Below are 13,636 nucleotides of genomic sequence, written 5' to 3' on the forward strand. Positions count from 1 at the left end.
GTTTGCTGATGCTCGCCCAGGCTGAGGCGATAGGCATAGTAGCGCGGGGTTGGATCTTGAAGCAGGGTGCCATCCGCGCGCAGCCGTTGCAGATTTGCGCGGGCCTTGGCATAGACCGCCTCCGAGTACGGGTCGGTGTCGTCGGGGAGGTCGACCTCTGCCCTGGAGATGTGCAAGAAGCTCAGTGGTCGACCTTCCACCATTGCCCGCGCCTCGGCGGTGCTCATGACGTCGTAGGGTGGCGCGGCAACCTCTGTAGCGAGATCGGCGCGGGGTCGAAGGCCGGCGAAAGGGGCGATCAGGGCCATGCGGCGCTGCCTCAGTTCGGTGGTGGAGCGTAGAGCAGGCCGCCCTGGGTCCAAAGCGCGTTCAAGCCGCGCTTGATATTCAGTCCCGAGGCCTTGCCAAGATTGCGCTCGAAGAGCTCGCCATAATTGCCGACGGCGAGGATGACGCGATAGCCCCATTCGGGCTCGATGCCGAGCGCCTTGGCCATCTCGCCATCGAGGTCGAGCAGGGTACGCACGGCATCGCTCTGCGCGCGCGCCTTGGCCGTGACGACGTTATCTGAGCTGATGCCCATCTCTTCGGCATTGATCAGCGTGTAGAGCGTCCAGCGCACCAGATCGAGCAACCGCGTCTCTCCCTTCACGACGGCGGGCGAGAGCGGATCACGTGAGATCACCTCGGGTAGGATGCGCTGGCTCTCGGGCTGCTCGAGCTGCGCGCGGACGGCGTAAAGCTGAGAGCGGTCGGTCGTCAGCGTCGTGCACTCACCCTCGAGGTAGGCCTTGGTGGCGGCCTTGAGGTCAGGAAACTGCTTCAGCTCCATCGGCATCTGATGGCGCTTGAAGTAGCGTTTGGCGTTGTCGATGCTGGTGGTGTCTGCGATCGCACAGATGCGGGCGTCGCCGAGCTCGAGGGTGCTCAGCGTCTCGGTGGAGCGCGGCACCATGAAGCCTTGGCCATCATAGTAGAGGATGGCAGCGAAGCTCAGGCCTTGCGTGAGGTCGCGGGCCTGAGTCCAGGTGGTATTGCGTGCGAGCAGGTCGATATCGCCTTGGCGAAGCGCATCGAAGCGCTCGGCGGTGCTGAGGGGGATCAGCTCGACCTTGTCAGCCGAGCCAAGCGCAGCAGCGGCGACGGCGCGACAGACGTCGACATCGATCCCGCTCCAGTCACCGTCGTCGTCGCGATAGGAAAGGCCCGGGATCTCGCCATTGACGCCACAGCGCAGCAGTCCGCGCTCGCGGACCGCATCCAGCTGGTCGGCGGCTACCGTGAGCGGGGCCAATAGCAGCGCGAGCACCAGTGTGCCGAGCCTGTAGATTGAGTGTTGCATCGATCGAATCCTCTAGTCGCTGCTCACCAAGACATCAAGGTCCACTGAGGCACTTGCATGTCGAGGCCGGGTCGTCCACGGTTCCATTCCATATCACCGGAGCCGTCGGTATCGACCAGATAGTAGGGTGCGCCGGCCGTCGGCGTGATCCGGATCATATAGACGTTGTTGTTGACACTGAACTCCTCGACGGTGCGGTTCTGATAATCGCGCACCCGTACCTGAGGGGCGATATCGGCCTCTGTGACGCGCAGGTCGAGCTCGCTCAACGATGGCTGCGACCAGCCAGTGGTCGCGAGGGTCGCGGCATAGCCAGCGAGCAGACCGATCGCAAGTGAGCGGTGGGGCCAGAGTCGACGCATGAGCATTCCCGGCAGTCTGAATCAGACTTGATCATACCAGGAACGCCAAGCGGATCGCTGCTTGGTCAGGGCTTTGGCATGGCTTGGTCAGGGCTGGCGGTGATCGTCATTCGCGCTCTTTTCCCCGGTGCACCAGCGGCTCACCCATGGATGGGCATCGTCCCAGGAGTCCTAGCCGGACTGGCGCAGCGCAGTCAGGGGCGGGCGTACCAGCAGCCCGTAAGTCCCGAGGGTGCCGGCGGCACCCACCAGGACACCGCTGCCGAGCACACCGCCGATCCAGAGCCAGGGATTGAAGGCGAATGGCAGCCCGAACAGCTCCCGTGCTAGCACCCAGCCGGTCAGCTCGGCGAACAACGAGGCGATCAGCCCGGCCAATAGCCCAGCCGTGGTCAGCTCGACCGCAAGCGCCAATAGGAGCTGCCGACGCTGAGCCCCCAGTGCCCGGAGCACGCCGTGCTCGGCGCGCCGCACCGCTAGACTGGCCTGGATACCGGCGTACATCACTAGCAGGCCCGCCAGCAATGTGAACAGGAAGACGTACTCGACCGCCTGAATCCCCTGGCGGATGATACCCTGCACCTGCTCGAGCAGGGTGCCGACATCGATCAGCGTCACACTCGGAAAGGCCTGCATCAGCTCCGGGACCAGGAATTCGTCTTCATCCGGCAGATAGAAGCTCGTGACATAGGTCGCCGGCTCCGCTGCGAGCAGCGAGGGCGGGGCGATGACGAAGAAGTTGACGTTGAAGCTATCCCACTGCACCTGACGGAGGCTGGTCACCGGCGCCTCGATCTCCCGGCCAGCGACCCAGAAGCTTAGGGTGTCACCGAGCTCGATCCCGAGCGTCTCGGCGATGCCTTCTTCGACCGAGAATTGGCCCGGCGCCTCGGCCTTGGCCCACCAGCGCCCGGCGATGATCTCGTTCTCGGCCTGCGGCTGCAGCGCGAAGCTGAGATTGAACTCGCGCTCGGCGAGCCGTTGCGCGCGCGGCTCTTCATAGTCCTCCTCAGGCACCACCCTCTGGTCATCAATGGCTTGAAGGCGGCCGCGCACCATCGGGAAGACGCCCGAGGATTCGAGGCCGCGATCACTCAGAAAGGCTGCGAGTGCATCGACCTCGTCCGGCTGGATATTGATCAAGAAGTGGTTGGGGGCGCCTTCGGGCAGGGTCTCCTGCCAGCTGCGCAGAAGGTCGAGGCGCACCACGGCCAACAGCAGCAGCGCCAGGATACCAAGCCCCAGGCCGACGATGCTCAGCACGGCCGCGGTCGGCCGGCGCGACAGTCCCGCGAGGCCCAACCGCCAGATGCCGCGGACGCGGCCGGCCGCGAGTCCGGCGAGCCAGACCAGTAGGCCAGCGATCAAGCCAAGCACGAGCACAGCCGCGGCAACCCCGCCGAGCAGCTTCCCCGCGAGGGCGGCATCGCCGGCCTGCCAGAGCATCAGCAGGGCCAGCGCACCGATCGCGCCGCCGGCACTGATCGCGACCGAGGCTCGGGGCGGCCCCAGGTCGCGCCGCAGTACCCGCAGCGGCGGCACATCGGCGAGCTGCAGCAGTGGCGGTAGGCCAAAGCCGGCCAGTGCCACCAAGCCTGTGCCTAGACCGACCAGCGCCGGCGTGCTACCGGCAGGCGGCAGCTCGCCCGCGAACCAATCGGCGAGCAGGGCGGCGAGCCCAAACTGGGCTAGCCAGCCGACTGCAATGCCGACGACGCCAGCCACCAGGCCGAAGAACAGTAAGCGCAACGCAAACACTCGGGTCAACAGGTGCCGTGGCGCCCCGAGACAGCGCATCACCGCGACGGCATCGGTTTGGCGCTCGACCAGCCGCCGGCTTGCAAGCGCCATGGCCGCGCCGGCGACCAGCAAGGTGGTCAAGGCCGCCAGATGCAGGAAGCGACTGGCGCGATCGACCGCCGATTCGAACTCAGGGCGCGCATTGCGTGCATCGATCAGCTCCGCATCTGGCGGCAGCCGCGTCGAGACCCAGGCGCGGTAGTCGGCGATGCTGTCCGCCTCACCCGCGATCAGCAGCCGATGGCGGACGCGACTGGCCTCGCCCACCAGCTCGGTCGCTTCGACATCGGCCAGTGCCATCATCACGCGTGGCGCGATCTGGAAGACGTTGCCGCCACGGTCGGGCTCATAGGCGATGACGCCGGTGATCGGCAGCTCGCTCGCGCCGAGGGTCAGCCGGCTCCCGGGCTGTTTGCCGAGCACGTGCAGCAGGTGCGGTTCGACCCAGACCTGCCCAGCGTCGGGGCCGCTGGAGGACGAGATTTCGGTTGAGGTGGCGCTTGATGCGGCCGTCGAGCCTGCGGGCGACGCTTCGTTGGAGGCTGTCTGGGAGCTGCTGCCTAGAGTCGTCTGGGAAGCAATCGAGGAGGCGTCAACGTCGGTCAGGCGCTCGCGTAGCCGAAGCTCGCCACGCAGCGGGTAGCCGGCATCAACCGCCTTGACCTGCACCAGCTGACTGGTCTCGCCGGCGAAGACGACGCTGCGAAAGCTTAGGGTGCGTGCCAGCGCAAGACCACGCGCGCGGGCCTCGGCGGCGAGCGTCGCGGGGATGGGGCTGGTCGCGTCGATCGCCAGATCGGCCGCGAGCAGCTCGCTGCCCTGGCGCTGCATCGCTGTCTCGATGCGGTCGGTGAAGAAGCCAACAGCGGTGATCGCGGCGACCGTCAGCACGAGGGCGCTGGCGAGCAGGTAGAGCTCGCCGCTGCGCCAGTCACGACGCAGCAGGCGCAATGCAAGCCGCCAGGCGGCGATTGGGCTTTGGACCCTATTGACTCCGCCGCTCGCATCCTGAGGAGACGCATTGAGGCTGCTGCTCATGCCATCACCTCAAGTCGCCCAGCGCTCATACTGAGCCGGCGGTCGCAGCGGCGGGCTAGGGCGGGATCATGGGTGACCAGGACTAGGGCCGCTCCAGCGTCCTCACGCAGTCCGAACAACAGATCGATGATGCGCCCCCCGGTGGCCTCGTCCAGATTGCCGGTCGGCTCATCGGCGAAGAGTACCTCGGGCCCCGGCGCAAAGGCGCGTGCGATTGCCACCCGCTGTTGCTCGCCACCGGAGAGCTGGCGCGGATAATGCCCGCCTCGTTCGCTCAGCCCGACGCGCTCGAGTGCGGCCTCTGCGGTGTGGCGTGCAGAGCCGGCGTCGACGGCGCTGGCGAGCTCAAGCGGGAGCAGGACATTCTCGAGCGCGGTCAGGGTCGGGATCAGCTGGAAGCTCTGGAACACGAAACCGACGCGACCGGCACGCAGGGCCGCGCGCGCATCCTCATCCAATGGCTCCAGCGCGCTGCCGCAGAGCTCGACCGAGCCACTGCTGGCCCGATCTAGCCCGGCGAGCAGCCCAAGCAGCGTCGACTTGCCACTGCCGGAGGCGCCGATGATCGCCACGGCCTCGCCGGCTGTCACCGCGAGGTCGACACCGGCGAGGATGCTGAGCGGGCCGCCCGGGCCCATGACCTGCTTGGAGAGGTCAACCGCGCGACAGATCGGGCTGGCCGAGACAGCGACGCCTGGCTTGACTGGCGCTGGCTCGGTACCCTTGACCTCATTGTCGCTGAAAGCCTCTTTATTCGGAGCCTGATCCAACATGCTGCGTGTTCTCCTGATCATTCTGCTGTCGCTGCCGCTGGCCGCCCCCTCAGCATCCGCTCGCCAGGAGCCGAGCCCGGAGCCAACGAGGGACAACCCTGTGCTGCTGGTGCTTGGAGATAGCCTGAGCGCGGCCTATGGTCTGCCCTTGGACCAGGGCTGGGTGAGTCTGTTGCAGAGGCGAATCGTTGAGCTCGAGCTCCCGCATGAAGTCGTCAACGCGGCGATCTCTGGTGATACCGTTGCCGGTGGTCTGAGCCGGTTGCCGGGCTTACTGGTCGAACATGAGCCGTCGATCCTGCTCATCGAGCTCGGCGCCAACGATGGGCTTCGGGGCTTCCCTCCCGCCAAGATTGAATCCAATCTAGTCAGCTTGGTCGAGCAGGCCCAAGCAGCCGGGGCGCGCGTCGTCGTGGCCGGTATTCGTCTGCCTCCGAACTATGGTCCGGCCTACACCGAGCGCTTTCAACGACTGTTCGCAAATGTTGCGAACGAGACCGGCGCCGCGCTGATCCCGCGCTTGCTCGCCGATGTCGCTGAGGTCCCCGACCTGATGCAGTCCGACGGCTTGCACCCAACCGCCGAGGCGCAGCCGCTGATCCTTGATAACCTCTGGTCGGTGCTGCTGCCACTGCTCAGAGACACCGATTCAGTGCCAGAGCGCTAGGAGGTTGCCATGAACCGACTCTTTTCTCTGCTGCTCGTCCTCGGCGTTATGGCCTTGCTCGGCGCCTGTGCAACCGGGCCGGGCGTGAGCGGGCGAGAGTCCTACGAAGGGCCGGCCGCGGCGGGCGTCGTGCGTCCCCCAGGTGCCGCCGGTGCTACGATCCAGCGCCGGCTGGTCTCGGGGCTCGAGTCCAGTGGCGCCTTCGCGGGCCTCTATCCCCTGGATTCGTCGCAACAAAACACCGAGGTCGAGGTCTTGATCGAACCGCTGGTGATGGAGTCGCAGTTAGGTCGTCGTGGCTTCGAGCGTCTCCAGCTCCAGGTTCGTGCGCTCCGCAAGAATGACCCTAGAGACGGTTTCAACAAGCAGTACCGAGGTCAGGCGTCGGGCAGTCGCGATGCTCTGGATGACATCCTAAAGCCGCTGGGACGTGATCTAAGGCGCCGCTTCGGCGCCAAGCCCGTCTATTGAAAGGTGGCGAGCGGCAGAGATTGCGGGGAGCGGAGCAAGGCCGGGGGGGCAAGACTGCGAGCAAGGCTGCCAGCAGGGCTGGGGAGCCAGTCAGGGACAGGATGCGCCAAGCTGCTCAGATGGCGTATCCGGGACGCGCCTGTTATCGGAAGCGGCGCAGGTACCACCATTCGAACAGCCTCTTGAGCCAGTGGAAGACCACTGAGCTCGGCAAGATCAGATTGTGCTTGGGGGTCCGGGCGACCAGCATCCCGCGGTCATTGGCGTCGACGATGCAGAGCAGCTCGACCTTGAAGGTCTCGCTTGGCCTCTTGCCAGAGAGCTCGGCAATCAGGTTCTTGGCGGCGGCGCCTGCTTGCAGATCGGCCATGTGCGCCTGTTTCGGCATCCAGTCCGGTCCTGGGAAGCTGCCGGAGTCGCCGACCACATAGGTCCGCTCGAAGCCAGGTACCCGGCATTGGCCATCGGCCTGCACCAGTCCGCCCGGTGATCGCGGCAGGTCGGTCTCGTCGAACCAGCTGTTGCCGGTCATGCCGGGCATGAAGATGATCAGATCGGCCGGGAATTCGCCGCCCTCGGTGACGACCTTCTCCGCCGTGAACTGCGTCGGCTTGTGGCCGAGATGGGTCTCGATGCCGACCCGATGCATCTCATCGAGCAGCTTGTCGACCGCCTTTGGGCCTAGCCGGTTGCCGGGCCGCTCGGCTGGTGTGAAGAAGATGATGCGGAAGCGCTCGCGCCGACCTTCCTTGCGCAATTGTCGATCGAGCCCGAACAAGAACTCGAAGATGGGTCCGCCGCGCATCGATGCGGGCTCCTTCGGGTTGCCGGAGAAGCCCATCGCGACGGTGCCGCCATCCATTGAGCGCAGACGATCGCGGATCAGCTCGGCCGCGGCGATGCCCTCGCAGGGCGTGATCGCGTGCTCGATTCCGGGCAGCTTCTTGATGAAGCGCCCACCACTGGCGATGATCAGGCCGTCATTCTCGACGGGGCCAGCATCGGTCTGTAACACGCGGCCGCCGTTGCTCAGGCCCGTCGCTGACGCGGCTAGGTGCTTGGCGCCCATCTTGCGGAAGAAATGGCTCAGGTCGAGCCGAAGATCTTCGCCGCTGCGCAGCCCGCTCGGCACCCAGATCAGGCCGGGATAGTAGACGAATTCGCGGCTTGGGCTGACGACGGTGATCTGGCCTTTGAAGCCCTGATCGCGAAGGGTCTTCAGGGACGTCAATGCTCCAAAGCCAGCGCCGACGATGGTCACAGCTTGCATAAGGGTCTCCAATGCGAATCAGTCGTTCGGAATTGAGCGTTCTAGGCGCCGATTTCTAGGGCTTGACCAACGGCTTAATGAGGTCGCATACTGATCGGCTACGTCCGCAGAGGGCGTAACTCCTTGCTCCACAGCACAGTTGGTATCGCTGGGGGCTTCAATATCCGTGAGGAGCATTATGCGTCATTACGAGATCGTCTTCCTGGTTCACCCGAGCCAGAGCGAGCAGGTTCCAGCGATGCTGGACCGCTATCGCGCGAATCTGGAGGCTCGCGGCGGCCAGATCCATCGGTTAGAGGATTGGGGGCGGCGTCAGTTGGCTTACCCGATCAACAAGATCCACAAAGCGCACTACGTGCTGATGAATGTGGAATGCGATGCTGAGGCCTTGGCCGAGCTCGAGAGCGCGTTCCGCTTCAACGATGCGGTGTTGCGCAACATGATCATTAAGCGTGACGCGGCGGTCACCGAGCCGTCGCCGTTGCTGAAGAGTGGTGACGAGCGTGAAGGCTCGGATGATGACGGCGGAGAGCGTAGTGAGCGTCGCTCAAGGCGCTCCGATGAGGGCGGCGATGAGTCGGAGTCTGACGAATCGCGCGGTTCCGATCGCGACTAATCTTCCTTATATTTGCTTGAGTCGAGGCACGTCATGTCACGCTATTTTCGCCGCAAACGCTACTGTCGCTTTACCGCAGAAGGCATCACCGAGATCGACTACAAGGATCTCAATCTGCTCAAGGCCTTCGTCAGCGAGTCGGGCAAGATCGTCCCGAGCCGGATTACCGGCACCTCCGCGCGCTATCAGCGCCAGCTCGCCACGGCGATCAAGCGCGCCCGCTATATCGCGCTGCTGCCATACACCGATGGCCATTGAGCTGCGCTGCGCCTCTGAACGCATTCACTAAGGAGATCCCCAGTGGACCTGATCCTGATGAAGAAGGTACGCGGCCTGGGCGAGCTCGGAGACAAGGTCTCGGTTCGCGCTGGCTACGGCCGTAATTTCCTGATCCCGTCTGGCTTTGCCAAGCCCGCCACAGCGGAGAACCTGAAGGTCTTCGAGGAGCGGCGCGCCGAGCTCGAGCGCGAGGCTGCTGACGCGTTGGCGGCTGCCGAAGAGCGTCGCTCGAAGCTCGAGGGCGTCATTGTGACGATCCCGCGTAAGGCGGGTGATGAGGGCCGCCTGTTCGGCTCGGTGGGTACCGCCGATATCGCCACGGCCATCACCGAGGGTGGGCTGGGCATTGAGCTGGTCAAGAGTGAGGTCCGCCTCCCCGATGGTCCGTTTCGGGCCGTCGGTGATTACGACGTCGAGCTGCATCTGCACTCGGATGTGAGTGTGACCGTTCGTATCGAGGTGATCCCAGCAAGCTGAACAAAACGTGCTGAGCAGAGTCCCCGCCCACCTTGAGGGCGGATGTGTCGGGGCCGCAGTCGGGCATAGCCTTGATCCCGGCTGCTGGTCAGTGCAATCTGATCAGACCGCCAATCTGAAGCCGGAGGACCAGCGTCCTCCGGCCTTTTCATGCCCGACGTTCAGATCCGCCGTTCAGATTCGAAGCAGCAGCCTTGCGGGGTCTTCCAGCGTGTCCTTGATGGTCTGCAGGAACTGCACGGCCTCGCGCCCATCAACGATGCGATGATCATAGGATAGGGCTAGATACATCATCGGGCGGATGACGACTTGGCCATCGACGGCGATGGGCCGCTCCTGGACCCGATGCATGCCGAGGATCGCACTCTGCGGTAGGTTCAGGATGGGTGTCGAGAGCAAGGAGCCGAAGACGCCGCCATTGGTGATCGAAAAGGTCCCGCCGGTCAGCTCCTCAAAGCTCAGTGAGCCGTCCTTGGCCTTGTTGGCGAAGTCGACGATGCCGCGCTCGACGTCTGCCATGCTGAGCTGGTCACAGTTACGCAGGATCGGGACGACCAAGCCGCGCTCGGAGCTGACGGCGATGCCGATGTCGTAATAGCCGTGGTAGATGATGTCGTTGCCGTCGACCGAGGCGTTGATGATCGGGAATCGCTGCAGTGCCTCGACCGTGGCCTTGACGAAGAATGACATCAGCCCAAGGCGCACGCCATGCGTCTTCTCGAAGCGCTCCTTGTACTGTCGGCGGAGCGCCAGCACGGCTGCCATGTCGACCTCATTGAAGGTGGTCAGCATCGCTGCCGTTTGCTGAGCTTCCACGAGGCGCTCGGCGATCCGGGCGCGCAACCTGGTCATCGGCACCCGTTGCTCGGGTCGACCTGCCTCGCCGGTGAGGCGTGGCTGCTGAGGTTTGTCGACAGGGGCGGTGTCTGGCTCCGCAGCAAAGGCCCGATGCTTGGTGAGGGCGGCGGCATCGGGATCGAGCGGGGGGCCAGCGGCCTCTTGCTCATCAAGCCAGGCAATCACATCAGGCTTGGTGATGCGTCCACCTTTGCCGCTGCCCGGTATACGGCTGGCGTCGAGGTTCATCTCCTTGACCAGTCGTCTTGCGGCCGGTGCCAATTGTGGCTCACCTGTCCCGCTCGTGCGGCTCCTCGACTCGCCTGCAGCCTGTCGATCGGTTGTCGGCGACTCAGCGCCCGGTGCGTTGTCGGTGGCTTCTTGAGTGGCTTTGCTGGTGGTAGGAACTGCTGTCGTACCGCCTCCAGGTGCTGGGGTTTCAGCCGGCGAGCCCGCGGCTCGAGAGTCCGCTGTGCTGCTTGACGCTGCGTCCTCTGCTGATCCCGATGATGGCGGCTCGATGAGACCAAGGACGCTGTCAGCGGTGACCAAGTCGCCCTCGGCAGCCCCGATGTCGGCGAGAACGCCGTCGGCTGGTGCCGGCACCTCGAGCACGACCTTGTCGGTCTCTAGGTCGACCAGGTTTTCGTCCTGACGGACCTGATCGCCGGGCTTGAAATGCCAGGTCAGTACCGTCGCGTCAGCAACAGATTCGGGAAGGGCGGGTACACGAACTTCTATGGGCATGGGGCTCCCGTCGATGGGGTGATGGGTTCCGCAGGCGGCTGCTGAGACTAATCGTCATCCGATCCCAGTCCATTGTCGAGTGGGATTGGGATGCGCCGATTCATGCTGGGATTGATGCGGCCGGTTAGGGCCTCGTCGATCAAGCGCTCCTGCTGCTCGACATGCACCGAGCGGTGGCCGACAGCGGGCGTGGCCGCCGCCGGCCGGCCAACGTAGAAGGCCTGTTTCCCGCTGAGAATGAGGCCATGAAAGCGGTGCTTGATCTGATCCCAGGCGCCTTGATTCTGCGGCTCCTCTTGGCACCAGATGATCTCATTGGTGTCTGGATAGTCGGCAAGCACGGCGGCGAAGGCCTCTTTCGGGAAGGGATAGAGCTGCTCGATGCGGATGATGGCCGCATCGGTGAGGCTGCGGGCGTGGCGCGCCTCCAGCAGGTCATAGTAGACCTTACCCGAACAAAAGATCAGACGCTCGGTTGCGGCCGGGTCGAGCGGATCGGTTTCTGGGATGATCGGCAAGAAGGCGCCGTCGGCGAGCTCATCGAGCGATGAGACCGCCAGTCGATGGCGCAGCAGGCTCTTCGGCGTCATCACCACCAGGGGCCGGCGATAGTCGCGCAGCATCTGTCGTCGCAGCAGATGGAACATCTGGGCCGGGGTGGTGGGCACGCAGACCTGGATGTTGTGCTCGGCGCAGAGCTGCAGGAAGCGCTCAAGCCGGGCCGATGAATGCTCGGCGCCCTGGCCTTCGAGGCCGTGGGGTAGCAGCATTACGAGGCCGCAGTCGAGCCCCCATTTGCTGCCGGCCGAGCTGATGAACTGGTCGATGACGACCTGGGCGCCGTTGGCGAAGTCGCCAAACTGGGCCTCCCAGAGCGTGAGTGCATTCGGCTCGGCCGTCGCGAAGCCATACTCGAAACCGAGCACGGCCTCTTCGGACAGGATCGAGTCGATAGCGATGAACGGGGCCTGTTGCTCGGGCTTCTCGAGCGTGATTCCAGCAGGCGCGGCGAGATGCTGCAACGGGGTATAGTCATTGCCGGTGCGTTGGCAATGGACCTTGGCATGACGATGCACAAAGGTGCCGCGGCTTGCGTCTTGGCCCGAGAGGCGCACCGGATAGCCCGCATCGAGCAGGGTGGCGTAGGCGAGGTTCTCGGCGAAGCCCCAATTACAGAGCTGATCGCCTTGCGCCATCTTGCGCCGTTCGGCCCAGATCTTGGCCACCCGCGCATGGAGCTCAAAGCCCTCGGGTAGCTGCAGCTGGCGTTTGGCGAGCTCGCACAGGCGCTCGCGTGGGAAGCCTGTATCAGCAGCCAGACGCCAGTCGTCGCCGAAGCGCGATTTCCAGTCGACCCGATAGCTATTCTCCAGGCCACAAAGGACCGGACGGGCGACCACGATCCCATGCTCGATATTGGAGCGATAGTCCTCGATCAGTCCGACTGCTTCATCGCGGTTGATCTGGCCCCGGTCAATGAGTCGATCGGCATAGATGGCGCGGGCGGTGGGGTGCTGACGAATGCGCTTGTACATCATCGGCTGGGTCACCGCCGGCTCATCGGCCTCGTTGTGGCCGAGACGGCGATAGCAGATCAGATCAATGACAACGTCCTTCTTGAACTGATTGCGGTAGTCGAGCGCCAGCCGGGTGACGAAGATCACCGCCTCTGAGTCGTCGCCGTTCACATGGAACACCGGCGCCTGCACCATCTTGGCCACATCGGTGCAGTAGAAGGTCGAGCGGGTGTCGAGCGGGTTGCTGGTGGTGAAGCCGATCTGGTTGTTGACGACGATGTGCACGGTGCCACCGGTGCCGTAACTGCGCGTTTGCGACAGCTGCAGGGTCTCGGTGACCACGCCCTGGCCAGCGAAGGCGGCGTCGCCATGGATCAGCACGGGCATGACCTGATCGCCGCTGCGATCGCCACGGCGACGCTGGCGGGCCCGCACCGAGCCCTCGATCACCGGGTCGATGATCTCCAGGTGCGAGGGATTGAAGCCGAGCGCGACGTGGATGATGCCGCCCGGCGTGTCGACGTCGGTCGAGAAGCCGAGATGGTATTTGACGTCGCCGGCGAGCTGGCGCGGACTCAGGCGCACCTTGCCCTCGAATTCGGCGAAGATCTCCTGCGGCGGCTTGCCGAGGATATTGACCAGCACATTGAGCCGGCCGCGATGGGCCATGCCGATGACGATCTCGCGCACGCCCTTACGACCGGCGCGCTGGATCAGCTCATCGAGCAGTGGGATCAGGGCCTCGCCGCCCTCGAGCGAGAACCGCTTTTGGCCCACGTACCGGGTGTGCAGGTATTTCTCCAGACCCTCGGCCGCGGTAAGCAGGGTCAGCAGCCAAAGCCGATCGGCGGCTTTGAGCTCCGGGCGCGCCTGATAGCCCTCGATGCGCTTCTGCACCCAACGCTTTTCGCTGGTCGAGGTCATGTGCATGTATTCGGACCCGACCGGGCCGCAGTAGATGCGCTGGAGCAGGTCGATGATGCCGCGCAGTGGCATCCGGTCCGGCGCGTAGAGTGAGCCGGTGTGGAACACCTGATCCAGGTCGGCGTCCTCGAGTCCGTGGTAGCTCGGCTGCAGATCAGCAACCTTGGGTGCTGAGCGCAGCTTCAGCGGGTCAAGGTCTGCAACCTGATGGCCGCGATAGCGGAAGCTATTGATCAGCCGCACCACCGCCGTTTGTTTCTCTGCGGCGGCGGGTTCGAGGTGGCTCAGCGACCGACTCTGCGCGCGGTTGCGGCTCTCGTTGGCCAGGCGCTGAAAGTTGTCGCGCACCGGTCCATGCGGGATCTCGTTGGCGGCCTCTTGATGGATCAGCTCGAAGCGCTGCCGCCAGGCCAGGTCGATGCTCTCCGGGTCCTTGAGGAAACGCTCGTAAAGGTCCTCGATGAAGGCTGCGTTTCCCCCGTAGTAGGCGGAGGAGTTGCGGAATAGCTCGAGAAG

13 protein-coding genes are annotated in these 13,636 nt (G+C 64.6%); 5 read left to right on the forward strand and 8 right to left on the reverse strand.

The annotated features are described in order from the left end of the window. The 5 genes from ACY693_RS06360 to ACY693_RS06380 form a co-directional block, all read right to left on the reverse strand. Window positions 1–308, reverse strand: a 308-nt coding sequence (locus ACY693_RS06360; protein WP_462320992.1) for a DUF1015 family protein, incomplete at its 3' end; no start/stop codon positions are given. 11 nt (window positions 309–319) lie between these two features. Continuing rightward, entirely contained in the window at window positions 320–1,342 is a 1,023-nt protein-coding gene (locus tag ACY693_RS06365; RefSeq protein ID WP_462320993.1) for an amino acid ABC transporter substrate-binding protein, read from the reverse strand. A 23-nt stretch (window positions 1,343–1,365) separates the two neighbouring features. After that, the gene (locus ACY693_RS06370; protein WP_462320994.1) at window positions 1,366–1,704 is read right to left on the reverse strand and encodes a DUF2782 domain-containing protein; all 339 of its coding nucleotides are present in this window, start codon (window positions 1,702–1,704) and stop codon (window positions 1,366–1,368) included. 171 nt (window positions 1,705–1,875) lie between these two features. Further along, window positions 1,876–4,476 (reverse strand): ABC transporter permease, encoded by a 2,601-nt coding sequence (locus ACY693_RS06375; RefSeq protein ID WP_462321002.1) that lies wholly within the window; start codon window positions 4,474–4,476, stop codon window positions 1,876–1,878. Window positions 4,477–4,538: 62 nt separating this feature from the next. After that, the gene (locus tag ACY693_RS06380) at window positions 4,539–5,180 is read right to left on the reverse strand and encodes an ABC transporter ATP-binding protein (protein WP_462321003.1); all 642 of its coding nucleotides are present in this window, start codon (window positions 5,178–5,180) and stop codon (window positions 4,539–4,541) included. 133 nt (window positions 5,181–5,313) lie between these two features. Here ACY693_RS06380 and ACY693_RS06385 point away from each other — a divergent pair, with 133 nt between their 5' ends. Beyond that, window positions 5,314–5,982 (forward strand): arylesterase, encoded by a 669-nt coding sequence (locus ACY693_RS06385; RefSeq protein ID WP_462320995.1) that lies wholly within the window; start codon window positions 5,314–5,316, stop codon window positions 5,980–5,982. Between the two features lie 9 nt (window positions 5,983–5,991). Continuing rightward, window positions 5,992–6,453 (forward strand): hypothetical protein, encoded by a 462-nt coding sequence (locus ACY693_RS06390; RefSeq protein WP_462320996.1) that lies wholly within the window; start codon window positions 5,992–5,994, stop codon window positions 6,451–6,453. Window positions 6,454–6,595: 142 nt separating this feature from the next. On the opposite strand, the gene ACY693_RS06395 is transcribed toward ACY693_RS06390, so the two are convergent. Next, window positions 6,596–7,723, reverse strand: coding sequence for an NAD(P)/FAD-dependent oxidoreductase (locus ACY693_RS06395; protein WP_462320997.1), 1,128 nt, complete (start codon window positions 7,721–7,723; stop codon window positions 6,596–6,598). 178 nt (window positions 7,724–7,901) lie between these two features. Between ACY693_RS06395 and rpsF the strand changes: the two genes are divergently transcribed. Genes rpsF through rplI form a run of 3 tightly spaced genes read left to right on the forward strand, consistent with a single transcriptional unit; the run spans window position 7,902 to window position 9,095 of the window. Further along, entirely contained in the window at window positions 7,902–8,339 is a 438-nt protein-coding gene (rpsF, locus tag ACY693_RS06400; RefSeq protein WP_462320998.1) for a 30S ribosomal protein S6, read from the forward strand. Between the two features lie 33 nt (window positions 8,340–8,372). After that, window positions 8,373–8,597 (forward strand): 30S ribosomal protein S18, encoded by a 225-nt coding sequence (rpsR, locus tag ACY693_RS06405; RefSeq protein WP_200343833.1) that lies wholly within the window; start codon window positions 8,373–8,375, stop codon window positions 8,595–8,597. 42 nt (window positions 8,598–8,639) lie between these two features. After that, window positions 8,640–9,095, forward strand: a complete 456-nt coding sequence (gene rplI, locus ACY693_RS06410) for a 50S ribosomal protein L9 (protein ID WP_462320999.1) — start codon at window positions 8,640–8,642, stop codon at window positions 9,093–9,095. A gap of 174 nt (window positions 9,096–9,269) precedes the next feature. Here rplI and odhB read toward each other — a convergent pair whose 3' ends face one another. Beyond that, the gene (odhB, locus tag ACY693_RS06415) at window positions 9,270–10,679 is read right to left on the reverse strand and encodes a 2-oxoglutarate dehydrogenase complex dihydrolipoyllysine-residue succinyltransferase (RefSeq protein WP_462321000.1); all 1,410 of its coding nucleotides are present in this window, start codon (window positions 10,677–10,679) and stop codon (window positions 9,270–9,272) included. A 47-nt stretch (window positions 10,680–10,726) separates the two neighbouring features. Then, a partial coding sequence (locus tag ACY693_RS06420) for a 2-oxoglutarate dehydrogenase E1 component (protein ID WP_462321001.1) occupies window positions 10,727–13,636 on the reverse strand: 2,910 nt, incomplete at its 5' end.

Source organism: Halochromatium sp., assembly GCF_054919635.1.